General features: G+C 49.6%; 18 protein-coding genes. 7 read left to right on the plus strand and 11 right to left on the minus strand.

Annotated elements, in window-relative coordinates; genetic code table 11:
- Positions 1-183: 183 nt before the first annotated feature.
- From uvrC to uvrB, 3 genes are read right to left on the minus strand one after another with little or no spacing between them, the layout of a single operon-like run.
- Positions 184-2,010: an excinuclease ABC subunit UvrC gene (uvrC, locus tag QZQ08_RS04110; protein ID WP_009015618.1), complete on the minus strand. Its 1,827-nt coding sequence runs from the start codon at positions 2,008-2,010 to the stop codon at positions 184-186.
- Complete coding sequence (gene uvrA / locus QZQ08_RS04115) at positions 2,007-4,826, minus strand: excinuclease ABC subunit UvrA (RefSeq protein ID WP_009015619.1); 2,820 nt, start codon at positions 4,824-4,826, stop codon at positions 2,007-2,009. The genes uvrC and uvrA overlap by 4 nt, the downstream gene beginning before the upstream one ends.
- Positions 4,813-6,813 (minus strand): excinuclease ABC subunit UvrB, encoded by a 2,001-nt coding sequence (gene uvrB, locus QZQ08_RS04120; RefSeq protein ID WP_016459752.1) that lies wholly within the window; start codon positions 6,811-6,813, stop codon positions 4,813-4,815. The genes uvrA and uvrB overlap by 14 nt, the downstream gene beginning before the upstream one ends.
- Before the next feature lie 334 nt (positions 6,814-7,147).
- Between uvrB and QZQ08_RS04125 the strand changes: the two genes are divergently transcribed.
- From QZQ08_RS04125 to QZQ08_RS04135, 3 genes are all read left to right on the plus strand, one after another.
- On the plus strand, positions 7,148-8,701 hold the full coding sequence (locus QZQ08_RS04125) for a DUF4127 family protein (RefSeq protein WP_009015621.1): 1,554 nt from the start codon (positions 7,148-7,150) through the stop codon (positions 8,699-8,701).
- Positions 8,702-8,733: 32 nt separating this feature from the next.
- The gene (locus QZQ08_RS04130) at positions 8,734-9,225 is read left to right on the plus strand and encodes a YajQ family cyclic di-GMP-binding protein (RefSeq protein WP_009015622.1); all 492 of its coding nucleotides are present in this window, start codon (positions 8,734-8,736) and stop codon (positions 9,223-9,225) included.
- A gap of 235 nt (positions 9,226-9,460) precedes the next feature.
- Positions 9,461-9,772 carry a hypothetical protein gene (locus tag QZQ08_RS04135; RefSeq protein ID WP_022227222.1) on the plus strand — a complete coding sequence of 104 codons (312 nt, stop codon included), beginning with the start codon at positions 9,461-9,463 and terminating at the stop codon, positions 9,770-9,772.
- A gap of 662 nt (positions 9,773-10,434) precedes the next feature.
- On the opposite strand, the gene QZQ08_RS04140 is transcribed toward QZQ08_RS04135, so the two are convergent.
- Together QZQ08_RS04140 and QZQ08_RS04145 are read right to left on the minus strand one after the other, a co-directional pair.
- Complete coding sequence (locus QZQ08_RS04140; protein ID WP_009015624.1) at positions 10,435-11,067, minus strand: trimeric intracellular cation channel family protein; 633 nt, start codon at positions 11,065-11,067, stop codon at positions 10,435-10,437.
- Between the two features lie 113 nt (positions 11,068-11,180).
- Positions 11,181-12,422 carry a GspE/PulE family protein gene (locus QZQ08_RS04145; RefSeq protein ID WP_226828494.1) on the minus strand — a complete coding sequence of 414 codons (1,242 nt, stop codon included), beginning with the start codon at positions 12,420-12,422 and terminating at the stop codon, positions 11,181-11,183.
- 216 nt (positions 12,423-12,638) lie between these two features.
- On the opposite strand from QZQ08_RS04145, the gene QZQ08_RS04150 reads away from it, so the two are divergent.
- Positions 12,639-13,139: a hypothetical protein gene (locus QZQ08_RS04150; protein ID WP_009015626.1), complete on the plus strand. Its 501-nt coding sequence runs from the start codon at positions 12,639-12,641 to the stop codon at positions 13,137-13,139.
- Positions 13,136-14,410 (plus strand): type II secretion system protein GspD, encoded by a 1,275-nt coding sequence (locus tag QZQ08_RS04155; RefSeq protein WP_009015627.1) that lies wholly within the window; start codon positions 13,136-13,138, stop codon positions 14,408-14,410. Before QZQ08_RS04150 ends, QZQ08_RS04155 begins: the two co-directional genes overlap by 4 nt.
- On the opposite strand, the gene QZQ08_RS04160 is transcribed toward QZQ08_RS04155, so the two are convergent.
- Positions 14,407-15,333, minus strand: a complete 927-nt coding sequence (locus tag QZQ08_RS04160; RefSeq protein WP_045171816.1) for a cation diffusion facilitator family transporter — start codon at positions 15,331-15,333, stop codon at positions 14,407-14,409. The genes QZQ08_RS04155 and QZQ08_RS04160 overlap by 4 nt on opposite strands.
- A 297-nt stretch (positions 15,334-15,630) precedes the next feature.
- On the opposite strand from QZQ08_RS04160, the gene QZQ08_RS04165 reads away from it, so the two are divergent.
- The gene (locus QZQ08_RS04165) at positions 15,631-16,263 is read left to right on the plus strand and encodes a CoA pyrophosphatase (RefSeq protein WP_296328293.1); all 633 of its coding nucleotides are present in this window, start codon (positions 15,631-15,633) and stop codon (positions 16,261-16,263) included.
- A gap of 61 nt (positions 16,264-16,324) precedes the next feature.
- On the opposite strand, the gene yihA is transcribed toward QZQ08_RS04165, so the two are convergent.
- The 5 genes from yihA to tig are packed head-to-tail and all read right to left on the minus strand — an operon-like array spanning position 16,325 to position 22,593.
- The gene (gene yihA, locus QZQ08_RS04170; RefSeq protein WP_009015630.1) at positions 16,325-16,957 is read right to left on the minus strand and encodes a ribosome biogenesis GTP-binding protein YihA/YsxC; all 633 of its coding nucleotides are present in this window, start codon (positions 16,955-16,957) and stop codon (positions 16,325-16,327) included.
- Positions 16,958-16,962: 5 nt separating this feature from the next.
- Positions 16,963-19,281 (minus strand): endopeptidase La, encoded by a 2,319-nt coding sequence (gene lon / locus QZQ08_RS04175; protein WP_296328298.1) that lies wholly within the window; start codon positions 19,279-19,281, stop codon positions 16,963-16,965.
- A 57-nt stretch (positions 19,282-19,338) separates the two neighbouring features.
- The gene (gene clpX, locus QZQ08_RS04180) at positions 19,339-20,616 is read right to left on the minus strand and encodes an ATP-dependent Clp protease ATP-binding subunit ClpX (RefSeq protein ID WP_009015632.1); all 1,278 of its coding nucleotides are present in this window, start codon (positions 20,614-20,616) and stop codon (positions 19,339-19,341) included.
- Positions 20,617-20,662: 46 nt separating this feature from the next.
- Entirely contained in the window at positions 20,663-21,253 is a 591-nt protein-coding gene (gene clpP / locus QZQ08_RS04185; RefSeq protein ID WP_016459757.1) for an ATP-dependent Clp endopeptidase proteolytic subunit ClpP, read from the minus strand.
- 20 nt (positions 21,254-21,273) lie between these two features.
- Positions 21,274-22,593 carry a trigger factor gene (gene tig, locus QZQ08_RS04190; RefSeq protein ID WP_296328306.1) on the minus strand — a complete coding sequence of 440 codons (1,320 nt, stop codon included), beginning with the start codon at positions 22,591-22,593 and terminating at the stop codon, positions 21,274-21,276.
- Between the two features lie 498 nt (positions 22,594-23,091).
- Between tig and QZQ08_RS04195 the strand changes: the two genes are divergently transcribed.
- Positions 23,092-24,495: a sodium:alanine symporter family protein gene (locus QZQ08_RS04195; RefSeq protein ID WP_296328308.1), complete on the plus strand. Its 1,404-nt coding sequence runs from the start codon at positions 23,092-23,094 to the stop codon at positions 24,493-24,495.
- The last annotated feature ends 110 nt before the right edge of the window (positions 24,496-24,605 follow it).

A 24,605-nucleotide genomic window follows, 5' to 3' on the forward strand; every position in this document is an offset into this window, starting at 1 on the left:
GATGGCGGCCGGGTATACGTACGTCCTCAATTGTGTTAGAATGGATGTGATCCATCGTGATTGCTCCTTTGTTGATGATTTCTCGCAAAACCATTTTAGCATGAGGCTTCACTATGGATTTATATTTTTTGATTAACTGTTCAAGTTCATTTTACAACTGACCAAAATTTTTTAAAGTAATTTTTATTTAATAAATGTTCTTTTATCAGAAGCAGATGCATGCAGGAAAGCAAAGAGTTTTTCCGCAGCTGTCCGAGTCATGGTAGGAACTGCTTCAAGATCATCAACACTTGCTTCCCGCATCTTTTCCAAAGAAGCAAACCGCTGCCAGAGAGCAGCCCGCCGTTTAGGGCCAATCCCCTCGATATGATCAAGGACAGAAACAAGATTGCGCTTAGCAAGCCTTTTCCGATGATAGGTAATGGCAAAGCGATGGGCCTCATCACGGATATGCTGGATGAGATGCAGAGCCGCTGAGGATTTATCAAGAAGGATGCTTTCATGGGCCCCTTCCGTAAAAATTTCCTCTTCCCTTTTGGCAAGACCGATAACGCGTACATCTCCAAGCCCCACACCGCGGATGACTTCAAGAGCCGAGCTTAACTGTCCTTTGCCTCCATCTATGATGATGAGACTGGGAATATCCTCCGCGTCCTTATACCGGCGATAGACGACTTCCTGCATGGATTTGAAATCGTCCGGCTTGCCTTCTGTAGAACGCAGTTTATACCGCCGATAATCCTTTTTCGAAGGGCTGCCATTGCGAAAGACCACCATGGATGCCACAGTTTCCGCCCCTTGATTATGGGATATATCAAAGCAATCCATCCGTTCCAAGGGGCCTGTCATGCCGATGGCGTGAGCCAAGTCCTCAGCAGCCTCTTCTGCCGGCTTTAGAGCAAGTCGTCCCTTCCGGAGACGTTCATCAAGGTTTTTCTTGGCATTTTCCTCCGCCATGAGGATGAGATCATGCTTAATGCCCCGCTGAGGGACAAGGATGGTGACATTTTTCTCATTTTTCTCCGTAAGCCACTGGGAAAGCAGGGCCCGGTCCTTATCAAAAAGGCCGCTTGACGTAATGATTTCCTTGGGGGGCCGATGCTCTTCCTGATAATATTCCCTAATGAAAGCAGAGAGGATTTCTGCTGCGGGTTCCCCTTTTTCATCATCAAGAAAGAAACTGTCCCGGCCCAATATCTTACCATTTCGCACAAAGAAGACTTCCAGGCAGACTCCTGTGTCATCCACCGCAAGACCTATGACATCACGGTCCCCGCTTTCTGTCGTTGCTTTCTGGGATTCTTCCAGCTTATTGAGGCTAAGAAGGGAGTCCCTGTATTGGGCTGCCTTTTCATATTCCATCTTGTCCGACGCGTCCTGCATTTTTTTCGTCAGCTGGCGCCGCAGTTCCGTGACCTTCCCATCCATAAGAAGAAGCACCTCATCAACGAGCTTCCTATACTCACTAAGGGGGACCTTTCCCGTACAAGGAGCCAGACAGCGATGAAGATGGTACTGGAGGCAGGGCCGTTTGACATTCATGCTGCGGCAGTGACGCAGGGGAAACATGGAACGGATGAGACGCATGGTTTCCCTTAAGGCCCCTACATCGGCATAGGGGCCGTAGTACTTGGCTCCATCTTTTTGAACGCGGCGCGTAATGTACATACGGGGATAAGCTTCATCGACCGTAATCTTGAGATAGGGGTAGGTCTTGTCGTCCTTGAGCTCGATATTATAACGGGGCCGGTACTTCTTGATGAGGTTGCATTCCAAGATAAGGGCTTCCATTTCGCTGGCGCAGACAATGGTCTCAATGGAATCAACATGGGCATTGATGGCCCGCACTTTCGGGGAAACCTGACTTGCCTTGCGAAAATAACTCCGCACTCGATTCTTTAGGATGACAGCCTTGCCGACATAGATAACCCGGCCCGCTGCATCATGCATGATATAAACGCCGGGCGCATCGGGAAGGACCTTCAAGGTCTCAGCAATGCGTTCATTCATTTAAGGATCCTCTTTATATACTGTCCTGTGTAGGATTCCGGTACCGCAGCAAGCTCTTCGGGGGTTCCCACAGCAACGATGCTGCCGCCCCTGTCCCCGCCTTCCGGACCCAGGTCGATGAGATAATCGGCCGATTTGATGACATCGAGATTATGCTCGATAACGACAACCGTACTGCCCGAATCAACCAGGCGTTCCAAGACCTGGAGCAGCTTATGGACATCAGCCATATGAAGTCCCGTCGTTGGCTCATCCAAGATATAGAGCGTCCGTCCCGTATTGGTCTTGGAGAGTTCCGCCGCAAGTTTGATGCGCTGCGCCTCCCCGCCGGACAGGGTCGTCGCCGACTGTCCCAGGCGGATATAGCCCAGGCCCACATCTTCAAGGACTTGGAGTTTCTTCAAGATTCGCTGATGGTTGCTGAAATAATCACAGGCTTCCGTAACGGTCATGTTAAGGACATCAGAAATATTCTTGCCCTTATAATGGACTTGAAGCGTATCCCGATTATATCGCGTGCCCCGACAGACTTCACAGGGGACATAGACATCGGGAAGGAAATTCATTTCAATTTTCAGCATGCCGTCACCATGGCAGGCCTCGCAGCGGCCGCCCTTTACATTAAAGCTGAAGCGGCCTGGTTTATAGCCCCGAACCTTGGCTTCATTCGTCGTTGCAAAAAGGGCTCGGATGAGATCAAAGGTTCCCGTATAGGTCGCCGGATTGGAACGAGGCGTCCGTCCAATAGGACTCTGATCGATATTGATGATCTTATCGATATACTGGACCCCCATGATCCTATCATGGGCAAGGGGGCGCTGCCGAGCCCCCTTGAGTTTTTGGGCAAGGCCGCGGTAAAGAATATCGTTCACCAGGGTACTCTTGCCGCTGCCGCTGACACCGGTCACAACGGTCAGGGTCCCCAAAGGAATGGAGACATCGATGTCTTTAAGGTTGTTGGCCCGTGCCCCTTTGACTATTATTTTCTTGCCATTTCCTTTACGGCGGACCTTGGGAACAGGAATCTTTTTCCGACCGCTGAGATAATCGCCTGTGACAGACCCTTTGACCTTCATGATTTCCTTTGCTGTTCCCTGAGCAACAACCTGTCCCCCGTTTTCGCCGGCGCCAGGTCCAATATCGATGATCTGGTCAGCTGCAAGCATCGTATCTTCATCATGTTCGACAACAAGGAGGGTGTTTCCCAAATCACGAAGATGCTTGAGGGTGGAAAGAAGTTTGTCATTATCCCGTTGGTGAAGGCCGATACTCGGTTCATCAAGGATGTAGAGTACACCGACAAGCCCGGAACCAATCTGTGTTGCAAGGCGGATCCGCTGGGCCTCGCCGCCGGAAAGAGTAGCCGCTGCCCGGCTAAGGGTGAGGTAATCGAGACCGACATTGTTAAGGAAAGAAAGGCGGGCCCGAATTTCCTTAAGGATTTCCTTTGCAATGAAAGCGTCACGGTCGCTGAGGGAAAGCTCTTCAAAAAACTTCAGGCATTCCCTGACGGGCATTTGGCACACTTCATTGATATTGCGTCCACCCACCGTAATTCCGAGGACTTCCGGACGCAGTCGGGCCCCGTGGCAGGTGTGGCATTCAATGGCCGTCATAAAGGATTCATAATCAAGACGCTGACTTTCGCTCATGGCATCCTTTAGCCGATGCTTCAAAATAGGAATGATTCCCTCAAAAGCGGTCGTATGGGGATGGACCTCTCCCATAAGGTTTTCATAAAGAAAGGTAAAGTGCTCATCAGGGATTCCTTCCAGCAGCTCTTTCTGCACCTTTTTAGGAAGGTCGTTCCACGTATTTTTAAGGGAAAACCCCCGCGATTTCAAGACTTCGGCAAACTGGCAAAGAAAATAGGACTTCGGGTTGCTGCTCATGGCGGCAATGGCTCCGTCTTCAAAGGGCACGTCCTTGTTCGGGATCACAAGATCCACGTCAAATTCCATATGCATGCCAAGCCCCATACAGTCCGGACAGGCCCCATACGGAGCATTAAAGGAAAAAAGACGGGGCTCGATCTCCGGAAGGGAAATGTTGCAGTCCGGACAGGCAAACTTTTCGCTGTAGACTTCAGTCTTGCCGCCAATTATTTCGATTTCCACTGTTCCTTCGCCAAGTTTCAGAGCCGTTTCCAAGGATTCGGACAGGCGCCCGGCAAGGGTTGGCCGACTGATGAGACGGTCGACAACGACAGAAATATAATGTTTCTTTTTCTTATCAAGCGTGATGTCCTCATCAAGGGTACGGATTTTCCCATCCACCTTGACCCGTACATAACCGTCACGGCGGACTTCATTGAAAACCTGCTTATGCTCTCCCTTACGGCCCCATACAAGGGGTGCCAGGACCATAAATTTCGTACCTTCCGGCAGTTCCAGGACTTTATCGGCAATCTGTTGGGGACTTTGGCGCTGAATGACCTTTCCGCAATGCGGACAATGGGGCACGCCAATGCGTGCAAACAAAAGACGCAAATAATCATAGATTTCCGTTACCGTTCCCACCGTAGACCGCGGATTGCGGCTTGTAGTCTTCTGGTCAATGGAAATTGCGGGGCTGAGGCCGCCAATATAATCTACATCAGGCTTATCCATCTGTCCCAAAAACTGGCGGGCATAGGCTGACAAGGATTCCACATAGCGCCGCTGGCCTTCGGCATAGATGGTATCAAAAGCAAGGGACGATTTGCCGCTGCCCGACAGTCCTGTAATGACAACGAGTTTATTGCGGGGAATCGTCAGGGATATATTCTTTAGGTTGTGCTGACGCGCCCCCTGGATGACAATTTCATTTTCGCTCATGGCGTTTACTGATTTCTCCTTTGATCAAAATCATTTGGTCACGATATTCAGCCGCCAGTTCAAAATCAAGCTGCTTGGCGGCTGCTTTCATATTCTTTTCGATAAGTTTCACTTGTTTCTGCAAGGCCTTTTCAGAAAGCTTCTTCAGGGAATCCACGCCGCCTGCTTTCACAGTGCCGCCGTCTTCTTCCACTTTGGTGAGCTTGATGAGCTCCACGACCTTCTTTTCAATGGTCTTCGGCACGATCCCGTGAGCTTTGTTATAGGCTTCCTGCTTGGCCCGCCGCCGTTCCGTCTCTTCAATGGCACGCTGCATGGATCCAGTCATGACATCGGCATACATGATGACCCGGCCGTGGGCATTGCGGGCGGCTCGGCCAATGGTCTGGATCATTGCAGTATCGCTGCGCAGGAACCCTTCCTTATCAGCATCCAAGATAGCCACAAGGGAAACTTCCGGCATATCAAGCCCTTCGCGCAAGAGGTTGATGCCGACTAGGACATCAAATTCCCCTGCCCGAAGATCACGGATGATCTCGGCGCGGTCAATGGTTGCAATATCACTATGGAGATAACGGACACGGATTCCTGACGCGGCAAGGTACTCTGTCAGGTCTTCAGCCATTTTCTTTGTGAGGGTCGTGACAAGGATGCGTTCCCCGGCCTCCGCCACTTTATGGATTTCTCCCAGAAGGTCATCAATTTGACCCTTGATGGGACGAACCTCGATTTTCGGATCAAGAAGGCCTGTCGGACGGATAATTTGTTCTACAACCTGCTCGGCATGATCCAGTTCATAGGCTGCCGGAGTTGCAGACACATAGATAATCTGTCCCCGTTCCTTTTGGAATTCATCAAAGGTCAAGGGCCGGTTATCAAGGGCTGACGGCAGGCGGAATCCATAGTTTACAAGCTGTTCCTTACGGGAACGGTCGCCTGCGTACATGGCCCGCAGCTGAGGCAGGGTCACATGACTTTCATCAATGACAGTAAGAAAATCATCTGGGAAATAATTGACCAGCGTAAAAGGCGGCTCCCCAGCCTTGCGTCCTGTCAAATGCCGGGAATAGTTTTCAATACCGCTGCAATAGCCCATTTCTTCCATCATTTCAAGGTCATAATTGGTCCGCTGTTCGAGGCGTTCGGCCTCAAGGAGTTTTCCTTCTTCATGCAGGACGGTAAGCCGCGCCTTCAGTTCTTTCCGGATATCTCCGCGGGCCCGTTCCAAATTCTCATCACTGGTCACATAATGACTCGCTGGGAAGATGGCCACATGGGTCCTTTTATCGATTACGTCTCCTGTAAGGACATCGATTTCCATGATGCTGTCCACTTCATCACCAAAAAGCTCAATACGGATGCCCTTTTCGTTGTAGCTGGAAGGAATGACTTCAATGACATCACCGCGGGCCCGAAAAGAACCGCGCTGCAGGACCAGGTCATTTCGTTCATAACGAATCTTGACAAGTTTTTCCAAGATGGCATCGCGATCGACCTCTTGCCCAACACGGAGGGAAAGGACGCTGTCATAGTAATCCTTTGGTGCACCTAGGCCATAGATGCAGGAAACAGAAGAGACAACAATGACATCACGCCGCTCAAACAGCGCACTTGTTGCAGAATGGCGCAGCTTATCGATTTCATCGTTGATGGATGAATCTTTCTCAATATAGGTATCTGTTGCCGGAATATAGGCTTCGGGTTGGTAGTAATCGTAGTAGGATACAAAGTATTCCACTGCGTTATGTGGGAAAAAGGCCTTGAATTCGCTAGCAAGCTGGGCTGCCAAGGTCTTATTGTGAGCAATGACCAAGGTAGGCCGCTGTACCTTTTGGATCATCTGGGCAATGGTAAAAGTCTTGCCAGTACCCGTTGCCCCCAAAAGGACCTGCGTATCCATTCCTTCTTTCACCCCTTTGACGAGGGCCTCAATGGCCTCAGGCTGATCACCGGACGGTGCAAAGGGGGCTTCCAATTGAAAGTCCATGAAAGGGCTCCTTTCCATAAAAATGAAGCAAGAGGTACTGTCCCCCAACTTCCTTATATTCTTAGAAGATTGATTCACGTTAAAGAAGGCATACAAAACCAAGGGCATCTCCCTTCTTAGGCAATGTCCTTTTGCTCATTATACCACATCAGAGTACTAGGGGATACGGTTCTTCCTCTTTTTCCCCTGACTGCGGCGGCTTTCCACAGTGATGAAAGCGTAGGCCGGCTAAAATCACAAAAGGTGTGAAAAAATGAGACAAATACGATATAATAGTTTCATTACGATGATGAAACATAGCCGGTTCCATTCCCAGAAAGGATGATGGAAGCTCTTGCAGATCAAGAAATATCTCTTAGGAAGCGCGGCAGCGCTCTTACTATTTTCAGGCCTTGCGGCTGCCTCTCCCAAGATCATCTACATTCCCTTGGACAACCGTCCTGTAAACCTTGAATATACGGTCGATACGGCCAAAGCAGCCGGTTATCCCCTGACTGTCCCACCGGAGAAATATCTTTCCAACCATAAGAGCGTCGGCGACAACGAGGGCCTTTGGGAATGGTTGGAAACCGAAGCCCCTCACGCCGAGGCCGCTGTCATTGCAACGGACAGTCTCAACTACGGGGGCCTTGTCGCCTCAAGGAAGCATCATCACCTGGAAAAATACCTCCGGGGAAAAATTGTGCGCCTCGACACGCTCCACAAAAATAATCCTGGCCTTAAGATCTACGCGTTCAGTACAATCATGCGGACGCCCCGTCAAAGTGTGGCCTCTGTTGAACCCGCCTATTATGAGACATATGGGCCCAAGATCTTCCGTCTTTCCCAACTGGCGGACAAGGAGGACATGGAAGGCCTTACGGAAACAGAAGAGCGGGAAAAAAACCAGCTGACCCTTTCCATTCCGGCAAATGATCTAAAGGATTGGCGTACGAGGCGTCTGGTGAATCTCCAGACCAATAAACGCCTTATCCGCATGGCCCAGCGGGATGGCTTTCATTTTCTTGCCATCGGCAAGGATGATGACGCCCCCCTTTCCCAGACCCACATGGAAGCACGCATCCTGGAAAATTTGGGAAACGGCATGAATAAGAAACAGTTCCAAATTGTCCCTGGAGTCGACCAGCTGGGACTCACCTTGGTCACGCGGGCCATCAACGAAATCCGCGGCGATAAGCCCGCAGTCTATCCACTTTTTGCTCCTGGGACAGGAGGCAGCACCGTTCCCTTGTATACAGATGAAAGTGCCGAAAATTCGGTACATAACCAGATTATCGCCATTGGCGGCAAGATTGCTTCAAGCACTAAAAAAGCAGACCTCATCCTTGCAGTCAACACACCGGATGATGGTATTTGCCGCGATTCCACAGCCAATGAGAATGCCCCCTACAGCAACCGCGCCAACAAGGAATTTGCTGCCCAGATTGCGGACCTTGAACGCATGAAGCCCATTGCCTTGGCCGACATTGCCTATGCCAATGGCGCCGATAACGGATTTATGGAAGCGCTCTCCCATAAAAAAGCCCTGCTTGACCTTACGGCCTATTCTGGATGGAATACATCGGACAACAGCATCGGCTTTGCCCTTTCCCAAGGAATCTTGGCCAAACGAATGTCTGAACCAGACCGGCTCCGCCTGCTCAAGATCCGGCTCCTTGATGACTGGATCTATCAAGCCAATGTGCGTTACCGTGTGTCCCTTGAAATGGACCGTCACAATGTAAAACTCAAGTATGATCTTGGAAAATATTATAACAAGATCCTTAGCCGGACAAATCGGCTCTTCAAGACCTACATCAGTGATGAACCGGACGTAAAAGGAACCGATTATACCATCGAGTTTCCTTGGAACCGCATGTTTGAAGTTTCCGTCCGCGTCAATCCATAACTACAGGAAAATGCCAAAGGAGGAACTTATACATGGCAAAAAACAGCTCTTTCGACATCGTCTCCCAATTGGATATGCAGGAACTTGACAATGCCCTGAACCAAACGAGAAAAGAAATTTCCCAACGCTACGATTTCAGGGGATCAGCCGCTGCCATTGAACTTGTTGATGAAAGCCTCAAGATGACCGCAGAAGACGAATACAAGCTAGGCGCCATCCTTGACATCCTGCGCCAGCGCATGGCTAAGCGGGGGCTCAGCCTGCGTGCCTTGGAACCCGGTAAGGTTGAACCGGCTGCGAAAGGAACGGTCCGCCAAACAGTCACCTTAAAGCAGGGCATTGATAAGGAAACCGCTAAAAAGATCATTGCTGCCATCAAGGCATCGAAGATCAAAGTCACGACCCAGCAAATGGATAATCAAATCCGGGTCTCCGGGCCCAAAAAAGATGATCTGCAGGCCGTCATCCAACTCATCCGCAGTGATGATTTCGGCATCGACGTCCAGTTCATCAATATGCGGTAATACAATTCAATGAGGCTGTGAGGAAATGATCATCTCGTTTCTTCACAGCCCTTTTTTCAATCAACGAGGAAAGGATTTTCAGCATGATTGCTTCTATCGCTCTGCGGCGCAGCATCCGAAACTATAAGCATAGCCCCGTTCCCCAGGACTTTGTAGAACAAATCCTCTAAACCGGTCTGCTGGCCCCGGCTTCCAAGAATCGTCAGCCCAGCATTTCATCGTTACAATAGGAATCATGAAAGAGGCCCCCGTCCTGATCTTTGTCATGAATGATCTAGGCTGCCGTCTGGATCACACCCTCAGCTGGGACGAACGGGTATCGGGAATTTGCTACGCCCCGTCCATTGACGCTGCCGTCGAAAATGGGTGTCTTACGGCTGACAGTCTGGAGCTTGGCAGTCTCTGGATCTGCAATACTTATTTTGCCTGCCCTGAAATTATGCCACACACTAAAAAGCCGCTGCGAACCAATCTGTGCCCTTGCCCTGGGATATGCCGCGGAAGCTCCCCCTTAACCGACTGCGCAAAGCTTTTGCGGATGCGGTGAAATTTTGCGATTCATTGTTGGGCAGTGCCAAAATCGTTCCGATTGGATGGGGTTACTTGCCCCATTGCTTAAAAAAGATACTTCTGAAAATAATGGGGGCATGATGTTTCGCAAAAAGCCTCGTACCACACTCTCATTCCAAAGTCATCCTCCAAATACCGTCGCCGTTCGATCCACTTTCAGGAATTTTTACGTTTGTTAGCGGAAAGAGCACAGGCTTACGCCGCATATCCGCATATCGGCCCATCCGCATTGTCAGTCGGCAGCTTCTTTGCTGGCATCTGGATAATCTGTTCCCCTCCAAATTAGATAACTGAAAAAAACACGATGGTTGGATCACTGTGACAAGCAGCACGTTTGCTTCGTCACCGAGGCCGATGGATCTTCGTATCTGTCCCCATCAAAACCTAAGCTGCAAAAAGCCAGAAAAAACGTAAGACACAGACATTCAAGTGAACCAACAGCCTTGCATGCCATAGCAAGTTCACATTTCTTATCAAGACAACCGCAATAAAAATCCCGTTTCAAAGCAGCTTGAGGGAGAATCGACCACTGTCGGCAATGGCCATCTTGGCCTCGTCATATCTAGCTGAGAGGACAAGAACATACATAAAAAAGAGGCAAGGAAGAAAGGATGAATGTCCTTCTTCCCTACCTCTATTTTACTTTACCGGTCGGTAGAGCTGCCATTTAAACTGCACGGCAAGCACGCGGAGAATGATTACCACAAGGGCCCCAATGATAGGGGCAAGATCCATGGCCCCAAAACGCCAACAGAGACAGATCATGATACTTCCCGCAATAGAAGCCGTGGCATAAACATCCATTACAAGGACGACAGGAATCTTTTGCGCCATGAGATCCCGCAGGACACCACCGCCCACTGCCGTTAAAAGTCCTAGGACAACAGGAAAAATATAGGATTCTGGTTCTCCATCCGAAAGACCGACCATGGTTCCTGTAACCGTAAAGGAAGCAAGGCCAATGGTATCAGCAGCAATATAAAGAAGATTGAGGAACTTTTTTCTCCGGCCCTCCAAACGGTACGAAGAGATACAGTAACTGGTTACAATAGCAGCCAATAGGGCCAGTCCTATGGGAACAGGATTGCGCAGTGCCGCCGGAGGAATATGACCGGACAAGACATCGCGAATCATACCGCCGCCTACTGCCGTCAGGATGGCAAGAACGGAAATGCCAAAAATATCCATCCGTTTGACAGCACCCACAATGGCACCGGAAACAGCAAAAGATAGGGTTCCGGCAAGGTCAAACAAATTCCATAAAAGCCACATAAGAAATCTCCTTTTTGAATAAAATCGAGTGAAACGAACTGGTTGGAAGAAAAATAAGGGCTCTCCGCACCTATCTTATCCAAAAAGCGTCCAAAAAACAACAGAGGCAGTGGTTATTTCTTCTCTAAGGGGCCTAAGACGCGAAGCATTTCTTCCGGCGAGGTCTCTCCAGCAAGAACTTTTGCGCGGCCATCTTCGAAAAGGGAAGCAACCTGCTGCTGACGACCAAGCTCAAGCAGGGCCTTCTCACCCAGTCCTCGGGCAGCAGCCTGACGGCACGCCTCGTCAAAAGGAAAAACTTCCTGAACCGCAAGACGCCCGCTGTATCCCGTTCCTCGGCAATGGGCACAGCTGGACGCATGGAAAAGATGAAGCGGCCCCTTGAGAGAAAAATACGTCCTTTCCCAACTATTTTCCCCAACGGCATAGGCCGTCCTGCACTGGAGGCAGAGCCGTCGCAAAAGACGCTGGGCCACAATTCCCTTCAGGGCCGAAGCCACAAGATAGGAATCAACCCCTAGGTCAAGAAGACGGCTTACAGCACCAACCGCGGTGTTGGTATGAAGCGTACTGAAGACAAGATGACCGGTGAGCGCGGCATGGACACTCATTTCTGCCGTTTCCCGATCACGGATCTCACCTACGACAATCAGGTCCGGGTCTTGTCGGAGGATGCTTCTCAAGCATCTGGCAAAAGTGAGGCCAATCTTGGGGTGCACGGCAACCTGGCTGATGCCGTCAATCTGATATTCGATGGGATCTTCCACGGTAACAAGGCTCCGACCGGATTCATTGAGGGCCTGCAAAATGGCATAAAGCGTTGAAGATTTCCCCGATCCCGTCGGTCCGGTTACCAGAATCAGTCCATAAGGTTCATGCAGAAGCTGATAAAGCCGTTCCAGGTTTTCTTTTGAAAACCCCAGATGGTCCAGGGAGTAAAGACCTTTTCCACTGTCTAAAAGGCGCATGACAAGCGTTTCTCCGTAAAGCGTAGGAAGGGAAGAAACACGGATATCAATGGAACGGTCCTGGTAAGTCATTTGGATACGGCCATCCTGGGGCAGGCGTTTTTCTCCAATATCCATGCGGGCCATAATTTTATAGCGGGAAATCAAAGCATCCTGCATGACCGGTGGAATCCGCATAAGGTCCTGCAGGACACCATCCATGCGTCCGCGGATGCGAAGTCCATTTTTTTGCGGTTCCAAATGGACATCGCTGACAGACAGATCCAGACAGACTTCAAGGATTTTCTTGGAAGCGGCAATGATATTTCCATCATCTCTGCCGGCATTGGAAAAAAGCGCCTCTTGAAAAAAAGGGGCTTGCTGTGTCTGGGATTGGCTCATCATCATTCCTCCATATAATAAAGCAGATAATGCGAAAAAAGGGACGTTCGTCACGAGAAAACAGCCTTTTACCATGAAGCGCCCCCCTTTTAATCAATCGGGGTAGGAAAAAAGAACAGGAATCAGTATAATAAAAGACGTTATTAAGCGTTCTTTTAATAGAGTATCATACTTTTCTAAAAAAAGCTGAATATTTCTGTCATATCTTTCAAAGGAGGAATAATGATTCATCCATCAGCCCTGAAAAAAGCCTTGAAAGAAAGAAAAAAAAGAATTTTCTTCCTTTTTCCCTTTCCGCTTCTTATTGGCGTTCTCATCTTCCGTCCAAAAGATTCCTTGCCCAATGAGCCCCTTTCCCCACCGCCTGCCATTATACCCGTACTCCCCCAGAAAGAAGAAAAAGCAGGTCTTGTGCCGCCCCGTAGGGATCCTTTTGAAGGGTTGTTTCATTCCCATTCCCCTGTGCCGCATCCCTTTCCTACGGCTAAAGATGATTCCCCTTTCCCTTTTGGGAAAAGGGAAAAGACTGAAAGCCCAATGCTGCGCCTTAGCGGAATCCTCACGGTCGACGGATGCCGCAAAGCACTCTTCATAGGCCCAGAAAAGACCTATCTGCTGGAAACCATGGATAAGATTCCACAAAGAGGGCAAGTGCGCGCCATCCATTCCGATTCGATCATCTGGAACAATATGGTCATCCCCGTTGGTGAGGTGATTCCATGAAACGTTTTTTCTTCCTGTGCCTTTTACTTTTTGTATGCGGCAGAGCCTTTGCCGGTCCCTTGGTCAGTCTATCCGTAAAAAAAGCGCCGACCGAAGAAGTCTTTCGTTCCCTGGCTTCCATGAGTGGAAAAAACATTGTCTTTCCTGAAGCCCTTACGGGGGAACTTTCCCTCACCCTTCATGACGTGCCTTACGAAGAAGCCCTCCGTCTTGCTGCCGCTTCCCAAGGGCTTTTCCTTGAAACAGTCGGGGACGTCACCATCGTAGCTCCGGCAGGGACCATGGAAAGAGGGTTCGGTGCACTCACAGCCTACCCTCTTTCCTACGTTCCAGCAAAGGAAGCGGCTGAAACCTTGAAGCCCCTCATCAAGGCGCCCCTATCCTTTGATCAGACAAGCAATACTCTTTTTGTGCTGGGAAGTCCTGGAGATCAAGCGCGGGCCCAAAAGGTCCTTGCCCGCATGGACCGGCTGCAAAAACAGGTAACCTTGGAAGCCCGAATTCTCTCCCTGCAGGAAGACGCCTCCCGCGAATTGGGCCTCCAGTGGAAATGGAGCGGACTGCCGCAGCAAAATAGCGAAGAAACAGATGGCGGTACCTTCCATCTTGGGCATGGCTATACGGGCTCCTTTCAAGGCATCCTTTCTGCTCTCTGTCAAAAAGGAAAGGCAAAGGTCCTTGCCACGCCCCGCATTGTCACCGTGCCAGGAAAAGAAGGAAAAATCTTCATTGGTGACCATATCCCTGTCGTTACGGAAAAAGTTTCCAACGGCACCACGACAACCTCGACAGAATATGTAGATGCGGGTATCCGCCTTTCTTACACCCCCATTGTCGGTCCTGATGGCGTTATCACGGCTTCGGTCCATACGGAAGTCAGCACCCCAACCCTAATTTCAGAGCTCCACAATTACCGGATTACAAGCCGAACGGCGGATACGAATGTTCGTCTTCTGGAAGGCGAAACCCTCGTCATCGGCGGCCTGATCAGTGATGAGGAACAAAAACGTCTGGAAACCATCCCGCTCCTATCAAAACTGCCCCTGTTAGGGAATCTCTTTACCTTTCGGTCTCGCAAAAAAACGCGCACTGAAGTAGTTATGCTCCTTACGCCTTATCTGACTGAACCAGGTAGAAGTCCCGCCTTCATCCCCTATAAAGAAGATCCTCATTTTCTTCCGCCACTGCCTTTTTCCCAAAAAAAGGAGGGCGATGAGAATATAAGCCTCTCATATTCTCATCGCCCTCCCTCATTTCAAATTTCAGGTTAGCTTTCCCCTGTAATCCGATTGGATCCGATGGGGCAAAAAATATTTGTTTTCGTATTATCTTTTGCAGCAATTTCCGGATCCGGCGAAACATGGACCATGCAGTGCTTGACTTCCGGGAAATGCCGCTCAATTGTATCATGGACTTCATCAGCAATGCGGTGCGCTTGAAAAAGGGTCAGGTTCCCGTCGGCAACAATGTCGATATCGACATACATCTTAGCACCAAACATACGGGTACGGAGCGAATCGATCCCGGTTACGCCACACTGCTTCATAACGAAACTTTTCATTTCCTCGATGGTACGGCCATTGGCCGCATGGTCGACGAGCTTATCGGAAGCATCCCGAAAAATACCAATCGAGGCATGGATAATCATCAAACAGATGACAACAGAAGCCAAGGGATCCATGATGCCATAACCCATACGCGCCCCCAAAATTCCGATGAAGGACCCAATCGAAGAAAGAGCATCACTGCGATGATGCCAAGCATCTGCCGATAGGGCACCGGAGTTGATTTTTCTTGCAGCCCTGATGGTATACCAAAACATAGCTTCCTTGGTAACAATAGAAACAATGGCAGCTGCCATGGCAATCAGGGCCGGCGATTCACGGTCTAGATACGTCTTATGGAGGATGGACTGAAGCCCTTCATAGCCTATGCCAAGGCCTGTGAACATAAGGACAAAGGCCAGAAAGAGGGTCGCAACATATTCCTGCTTTTCATGTCCATAAGGATGGTCTGCATCTGAGGAACGGCTAGCCAAAAGGACACCAAAGATTACGATGATGGTACTGAAAACATCGGAAGCGGAATGAATGGCATCAGAAATCATGGCCGATGAATGGCCCATGATGCCGGCTACAAATTTACCCACACTAAGGACTAGATTGACAAGGATACTTACGTAGGAAACGTGCATCGCAATATCGCTGGAGGACTGTTGTTTCAAGGACCGTCTCACGCTGATCACCTTTCTATTCTCAGAAAATGTAAGAAAAAACACGGGATAAAAATAACACCTGCGGAACGCTGCTGTGTCCCGCAGATGCCTTATCTACCTGCTGCCTATTCGGCCCGGTCGGTAACCCGACTTGTGCTTTATGTTTCCCTGTATTATAAATCATGGAAAGGTCCTTGTCAAGTTTTTTCGTCTCTTTACCGAAAAGGGAAAATCAGTTACACTATAGGAAACCCTAACGAAAGGATATCCCCACCTATGACTTTTCAAGCAATAGACACACTGCGCCGGATCATCCCTTCCCAACCATCTTCCATTGACAGTACACTCCATATCTGGGAATCAGCTGTCCTTCTACCTCTCATTGAAGGCCCTAAGGGGTGGGAAATCTTATTTGAAGTCCGTTCCTCGGCGCTTACCTGGCAGCCAGGCGATATCTGTTTTCCCGGCGGACATCGAGAGGACATGGACCGGAACCTCAGCGATACAGCCCTTCGGGAAACATCGGAAGAACTGGGAATCCCCCAAAATGAAATTACACTCCTGGGCCCGCTCGATTACTTTTATGGCGTCATGGGTCCCCTGATCTATCCCTATGTGGGAATCCTCCCCAAAGATTGCCCTCTCACCATTGAGCAAGACGAGGTTGCAGAACTTTTCACGATTCCAGTAGAAACACTCCTTTCCCTCACCCCGAAAAAAGGCAAGGTGGCCATTGGATCCAAACGGCTGGAAGGATTCCCGCCGGAACTTGAAACCCCGGAAAAGGAAGATTGGGTCATGCAGCATTCCTACGATATCTATTTCTATCGTTATAAAGAACGGCTCATCTGGGGCATTACGGCTCGCATCCTCACCCAATTCCTGGAACGTCTGCGAAAAACAAGATAAAAGGGATAAGGCCGGCAGCAAAGGATATCAATTCCTTGCTGCCGGCCTTTGATCATGGGGTTCAGTGTCCCAACGTAGCCAAAATCCGTTCGATTAGTTCTCGCCGGTTTGTGTGGGCCGTCGAGGTGTAGGTCAGGATGCGATCATCATCAAGACCAAAAGTTTTCTTATAAAGTTCCTTTTGAGCCGCCACAGCTCCTTTATTGAGCTTATCCGACTTCGTCAAAATAATCATAAGAGGGATTCCCAGACTAAGGAGCCACTGGTAGCAGTCAATATCGCTTTCCATGGGTGCGTGACGGATATCCATAAGGATACAGACAAGCTTCAGGTCCCGGGAATTTTCCATATACTTGCAGATAAAAGCAGACCACTGGTTCTTTTGGCTCTGACTGGTCCGGGCAAAACCATACCCTGGCAGGTCCACTGCATAAAAGGTATGACGCAGCGGTTCTTTCTCCGTTGTTTTCTTGGCACGAAAAGAATAGAAATTAATCGTTTGGGTCTTACCAGGAGAACTGCTGACGCGAGCCAATCCCTTTCGCCTTGCCAGCGAATTGAGCAGGGAAGATTTACCTACATTGCTGCGACCAATAAATGCAACTTCATCCACCGTATCCTGCGGGTACTGGGTGGCCTTGACGGCTGACGCGACAAATTCGCCGCCGACAATATCCCACTGCGTCATTACCATAATTGTTATGCCTCCAAAGCAAGTTTCGTGACTTGATCCATGTGATCTACAGGGATGAACTTCATGGATTTCTTAACATGATCAGGCAACTCTTCCAGATCCTGTTCGTTCTGACGAGGCAAGAGAATCGTCTTGATCTGGTAACGAGCCGCTGCAAGGACCTTTTCCTTAAGTCCGCCAATGGGTAGGACCTGACCGGTTAGGGTGATTTCACCAGTCATGGCAAGGTCCGCCTTGACCTTTCGTTTGGTAAGAGCCGATTCCATGGCCGTTGCCATCGTAATGCCTGCAGACGGACCATCTTTCGGGATAGCGCCTTCCGGGACATGGATGTGGATGTCGATTTTTTCATTGAAATCCGGTTCAAGGCCCAGCTCCTTGGCCCGGGACCGAATATAGGTAAAAGCAGTCTGGGCTGATTCCTTCATGACATCGCCCAATTGGCCCGTGAGGACCAGCTTGCCCTTGCCTTCACAGACAACCACCTCAATCTTGAGGAGCTCGCCGCCTACACTTGTCCAAGCAAGACCTGTGCAGACGCCAATAGCCGCTTTGGCCTTCATATCACTTTCAAGATAGACAGCAGGTCCTAAAAATTCCTTGAGGTTTGCCACACCGACAGAAACCTTTTCAATCTTTTTCTCAACAATCCGGCGGGCTGCTTTACGACAGATAGTGGCAATCTTGCGTTCGAGGTTACGGACACCTGCTTCCCGCGTATAGTCTCGGATAATATGCTCCAAGGTCTTGGGGGACAAAGTGAGGTTCTTAGCAAGAAGCCCACTGAGTTTTCGTTCTTTTGGCAAAAGATGCTGCTGGGCAATCTTGATTTTTTCTTCGTCTGTATAACTGTCAAGCTGGATGACTTCCAACCGGTCCAAAAGGGCTGGCGGAATTGTCTCGACGGTATTTGCCGTTACAATCCAGAAAACATTCGACATATCATAAGCAAACTCAATGTAGTGGTCGCTGAAATGGCTGTTTTGTTCCGGATCAAGGACTTCAAGAAGGGCTGAGGCCGGATCTCCCCGGAAATCCGCTCCCATCTTATCCACTTCATCCAGGAGGAAGACCGGATTATCGGTCCCGCATTCAATCATACCATGGATCAAACGGCCCGGCAGGGCGCCTACATAGGTTCGGCGATGACCGCGGATTTCCGCTTCATCCCGGACGCCACCCAGGGAAATGCGGGTAAACTTTCGATTCACAGCACGGGCAATGCTTTGGGCAAGGCTCGTCTTCCCGACTCCGGGAGGACCCACAAGACAGATAATAGGGCCACGGTTGCTCTTGGTAAGGGCACGGACAGCAAGATAATCCAGGATCCGTTCCTTGACCTTCTTCAAGCCGTAGTGATCCTTATCAAGGATCTGGGCAGCTTTTTTAATGTCGTAATTATCCTGGGTCATCTTGCCCCAGGGCAGACTCAGACAAGTATCAAGATAACTGCGGATGACAGCACTTTCAGCCATCATGGGGGGCATCTTGAGAAGCCGATCAAGTTCCTTGTCAAGGGCTTTTTTGACCTCTTCCGGGAGATTCGATTTTGCCATCTTTGCCTTGTACTCATCCACTTCGGACTGCTTTTCGTCCCCTTCGTTGAGTTCCTTGCTGATAGCTTTCATCTGTTCTCGCAAATAATATTCACGCTGATTCTGTTCGATCTGCTTACGGACCTGCTGGGAAATGTTCTTTTCAAGGGTAACGATTTCCAGTTCCTTACACAGATAGGTATACAAAAGGTGCAGCCGCTCCTTGACACTGATGGCTTCGAGGAGTTTTTCCTTTTCCGGCACATCAATGGTCAAATAACCGCCAATCATATCGGCGACACGGCCTGCATCAGGCTGATCCTTGAAGGTCAGCATGACTTCGCTTGTCACTTTCTTACTTGCCAGCACCCATTGTTCAAAAGTCTCTACAAGCATACGCTTCAGGGCTTCCACTTCATTGCCCCTATTATCCGTATCCTCTTTGACTTCTACATGGGCTTCCAAGTTCATCCCAACTTCATCGATGACAGAGATGACCTCTACACGATAAAGTCCTTCTACGAGGATGCGCATCGCGCCGTTTGGCATCTTGAGCATCTGTTTGATTTCTGCAACAACGCCGAACCCATACAAGTCTTGCGCCGTCGGATCAGCCTCTTCAGCTGCTTTCTGGGTCACCAAAAGAATCCGTTTCGTTGTTGCCATAGCCGTTTCTACAGCCTTGATAGAGCGATCCCGCCCTACGTCAAGATTGATGATCATCCCTGGAAAGACAATCAAGCCGCGAAGGGCAAGAAGAGGCAATCTCATTGTTTCTACTTCAGACATCTGTTTCACCATCCTTATAGCGAAAAAGGGAAAAGGGGACCCCCTTTTCCTTTTTTCCTAGGCATTTTTACGTGCTTTTTTAGTTGCATCAACCTTTTTAAGAACCAGTTCCGGTTCCTTATGGGCCGTAACGACATCCTTTGTCACGATGCATTTTTCAACGTCATCGCGGCTCGGGACCTCATACATCACATTTTTCATGATGCCTTCAATGATGGCACGAAGTCCCCGAGCTCCGGCCTTACGGGCCAAGGCTTCGTGGGCAATGGCCTTCAGGGCATCATCGTCAAAATCCAGCTCGACATGATCCATGGCGAGGAAGGATTCATATTGTTTAGTCAGGGCGTTCTTCGGTTCCGTCAGGATTTTGACCAAGGCCGCTTCATCAAGCTGGTCCAAGGTGACGACAACGGGAAGACGACCGACAAATTCAGGAATCAGGCCATACTTTACAAAATCCTCAGGCAGGACCTTCTTAAAAGGATTGGCCATTTCCTTTTCCTTCTGTGTCTCGATTTCTGCACCAAAGCCCATGCTTTTCTTCCCCGTGCGGGCATTGATGACGTTTTCGAGGCCAGCAAAGGCACCGCCACATATAAAGAGGATATTGGTCGTATCAATTTGAATCAATTCCTGATGTGGATGTTTCCGTCCCCCTTGGGGCGGCACATTAGCAACGGTCCCTTCAAGGATCTTAAGTAGGGCCTGCTGCACACCTTCCCCCGATACATCACGGGTAATGGACGGATTTTCGGATTTACGGGAAATCTTATCGATTTCATCGATGTAAATGATGCCCCGTTCCGCAAGCGGAATATCATAGTCGGCATTTTGGATCAGACGCAACAGGATATTTTCCACGTCTTCCCCAACATAACCAGCTTCCGTCAGGCTCGTTGCATCCGCAATGGCAAACGGCACCTGCAGGATCTTAGCTAGGGTTTGTGCAAGGAGGGTTTTCCCGCTTCCTGTCGGTCCCAGCATCAGGATATTGGATTTTTGCAATTCCACATCAGAATGATGATCCTGTTCGTAATTGATGCGTTTATAGTGGTTATAGACAGCCACGGACAGAGCCACTTTAGCGTCGTCCTGTCCAATGACATATTCGTCGAGGATCTTTTTAATTTCCTTCGGCTTCGGGAGATCGGTAATCTTTTCTCCCGCAGGTTTCTTGAGTTCCTTGTCGAGCATCTCGTTGCACAGGGCAACGCACTCATCGCAAATGAAAACATTATGGCCAGCAATCAGTTTCTTGACCTGACTCTGCTTCTTACCGCAAAAAGAGCAGGTATAATCTTGATCGAACGGGCCTTTACTATCATCGAATGCCATCTGACACCCCTCCTTACAATTGGGGCAAGACGGTTCTATCCATCAATCAAGCATGAACCGGAGATGCTACGACCTGATCAATAAGGCCATAGGACAAGGCCTCATCAGCGGTCAGGTAGTGATCGCGTTCCGTATCCAATTTGATGGTTTCTGGGTCCTTCCCCGTATGGGCTGCTAAAATCTGGTTCATCTCTTCCCGTACGCGCAGGATCTCCCGGGCATGGATTTCAATATCCGTGGCCTGGCCCTGGGCACCGCCCAATGGCTGATGGATCATGACACGGGAATGGGGCAGGGCAAACCGTTTGCCCTTGGCTCCGGCTGCCAGGAGGATGGAGGCCATAGAGGCTGCCATGCCGACGCAAATGGTCGAAACATCGGGACGGATGTACTGCATGGTGTCATAAATGGCCAGTCCAGCACTCACACTGCCGCCAGGGCTATTGATGTAGAGATGGATATCCTTATCCGGATCTTCCGATTCGAGAAAGAGGAGCTGGGCCACAATCAGATTGGCCATATGATCTTCAATCTCTCCGGTCACAAAAATGATGCGATCTTTCAGAAGTCGGGAGTAAATATCATAACTGCGTTCGCCCTTGCTGGTCTGTTCAACAACAATAGGGACATAACTCACGCGGTCCACCTCCCAGTTGATTATTCTTCAGTCTTTTCTTCTTTTGCTTCTGCTGCACCTTTGGCAGAGCTGAGTACAAGATCAGCGGCTTTGCGGCGCATGATATTGGAAACGAGCAGGGGCAGGGATCCATTTTCCTTAATGATTTTCTGGACCTGATGAAGGGTAGCACCCTGTGTATCAGCAATCTTCTGCATTTCCGCCAGCGTTTCTTCTTTCGTTACCTTAAGGTCTTCCTTCTTGGCAATGGCGTCAAGAACGAGATCAGCCTTCAGGTTTTCGAGAGCAACCGGTTTTTGTTCATCCCGATAGGTCTTCACATCTTTGCCGAGATACTGAAGGTACATCGGAAGGCTCATGTGGTGTGCTTCGAGGTTCATAGTCAGTTCGTCTACCATCTGGTTGGCGCGCTGGGTCACCATAACTTCCGGGACTTCAAAGGAAGCATTCTCTACGGCCTTCTTGATGACGTCCCGTTCATAGTTTGCTTGGGCCTGATCTTCTTCAGATTTCTTCAGACGGGCCAGGGTCTTTTCGCGGAATTCGGCAACCGTCTTGCTGTCGGAGTTTTTCTCGATCAGTTCGTCGGTCACTTCAGGAATTTCACGAACCTTGATATTCTGGACATGGACCTTGAAGACAGCGGCCTTGCCAGCCAGTTCCTTCGCACCATAATCCTCCGGGAACGTCACATTGACATCGGTGGATTCATCCTTTTTCAGACCAATCATTTGGTCTTCAAAGCCAGGAATAAAGCTGCCGGAACCGATTTCCAGGGGATAGCCCTTGCCTTCGCCGCCTTCAAACGGTTCACCGTCGATAGTGCCGGCAAAATCAATCGTAGCGAGGTCTCCCTTTTCCAGTTTACGGTCTTCCGGAGCGTCAACCAATTTAGCAGCCCGTTTCTGCAGGTTGCTGACGGCATCGTCCACATCTTTATCAGTGATTTCACGGACAACCTTCTTGACATCGAGGTTCTTGTATTCACCCAGTTCAACTTCCGGACGGAGCGTGACCAAAAGGGTCATTTCCATTTCCTTGCCTTCTTCCAAGGTGGAATCCTTCAGTTCGGGATCTGCAACAGGAATGAAGTTGTTGTCATCAAGGGCCTTTCTGTAATTATCATTGGCAAGGATCTGGAACGCTTCTTCCTTGATGGCATCCTTACCGACATGGGCTTCCAGGACCCGGCGAGGAGCCTTTCCTTTTCTAAAGCCAGGAATTGTGACTTGTTTGTTGACACGGGCAACGGCTCTTTCGAAACCCTTTGCGACTTCTTCAACAGGAATAGTGAATTTCAAAGTTGCTTCGTTACCTTTTCTTTCTACAGAAACGCTCATTAAAAAAATCCTCCTCACAGGCAGTCAGCTTTGAATTTGGTGGGTTATCTGACATACCATCATTAATTACTTAAAAAATCGCTCATATAGCATACCACAAAAGGTATAATTACGCAAATAGTCCCTTGCATTTTGTTTGCCCCCAAGCCTGCCCTCATGCGGATTCCTGCATTGTCCCCTTGCTTGGGGGGAATTCTTCCTGTCGCCCTAGCTGCCTCAAGAAGCCCTCCTTATCATGCAGAAATTTCCCGTTACCGCCATGGCTTTTCTCGGCGCAAAAAAGACAGTGAATTATCTGATTTTGAAGAGCAAGACTTTTTCCCTATGCATTGCAGTACAAGATTCCTTTCCATTTTGCTCATTTATGTTCCAAATACAAAATTGTTCCCACTAAATTTCACAAAAATGACATGTTTTCAGTCTTTTTATGATACAATAAAGGCAAAGCAATCCACAATTGGAACGGATGTGGATTCAACCCCAAAGGAGGCAATTCATATGTCAGAATTTCTACTTGCCCTGGACGATGTCCTCTATTATCCGATCCTCATCATCGTCCTACTCGCCGCCGGTCTTTACTTCACCTTTACGACGGGCTTTGTTCAATTTCGCTGGCTCCGCCAAAGCATCCGGGTCATTATGGAAAAACCGGAAAAAGAAGGCTCCATTTCATCCTTCCAGGCCCTCATGGTTTCGACCGCGTCCCGTGTCGGCACGGGCAATATCATCGGGATTTCAACGGCCCTGTGTCTGGGCGGCTTTGGGTCCGTCTTCTGGATGTGGGCCATTGCCATGATTGGTTCAGCCACAGCCTTCATTGAAAGCACCCTGGCCCAGGTCTATAAACGCAAAGATGCCAATGGCGACAGCTATGGCGGCCCGGCCTACTACATTGAAACAGCCCTCCACAACAAGACGCTGGCCATTGCTTTTGCCATCGCCCTTATTGTGACCTATGCCGGCGGCTTCAACTTGCTTGCTTCTTACAACCTGCAGTCCACCTTCTCCGTATATGGCTTCTATGACAAAACCACCACACCTTGGATCATTGGCGGTCTTCTTGCCGTAACGGTTGGTTACTGCGTCATGGGCGGCGGTAAACGTATTGTTCATGTAACGGGGACCCTTGTTCCGATCATGGGTGTCCTTTATGTCCTGCTTTCCCTTGCCATCATCCTTATGCATCTTGATATGATTCCGAGCGTCTTAGGCGCAGTCTTTGCCGATGCCTTCAACTTCCAGAAAATCCTGGGCGGCATCAGTGCTTCCTGTCTGATGTTCGGGATAAAGCGCGGACTTTATTCCAACGAAGCCGGCGTTGGTTCTGCTCCGAACGCAGCTGCAGCCGCTGACGTTTCCCACCCGGCCCAGCAAGGTCTCGTCCAGATGCTCTCTGTCGTCATCGACACGATTCTCTGCACCTGCACAGCCCTTATCTGCATGTTCTCCGGAATCATCCCGACCAAAGAGATGGCAGGGGCTCCTTATGTACAAGCGGCTACCCAAGTTGACTTTGGTGCCTTTGGCCCGATCATGATCACCTTTGCCATGGTTCTGTTTGCCTTCACGACCCTTCTGGGCAACCTCTTTTATGTCGACAACTGCCTGGCTTACCTGAATGGAGGCAAGACCCCTTCCAAATCCACCATGACCATCTACCGCATCATCGCCGTCATCGTCATCTTCGTCGGCGCCGGGATGAGCATGGACAACGCATGGGCTCTCGCCGATATCACGATGGCCTTTATGTGTTTGACGAACATTCCCTCTATCATGGCCATGAACAAAACGGCTATTGCCGTCATGAAAGACTATGGCCGTCAGCTTGCAGAAGGCAAAAAACCGGTTTTCAAGGCAAAGAGTATTGGCCTCGACGACTCCAATCTTGACTTCTGGAAATAAGCTCCTGCATCCGTTCCTTACGAAGCTGCGCTTGCGCAGCTTCTTTTTTCATGGTCACAAAAAATAGATTTCGTTGTTATGGCAACGGACAAGCCTGCTGCCCCACCTTA

It is taken from the genome of uncultured Acidaminococcus sp. (assembly GCA_900538365.1).
GTDB lineage: Bacteria > Bacillota > Negativicutes > Acidaminococcales > Acidaminococcaceae > Acidaminococcus.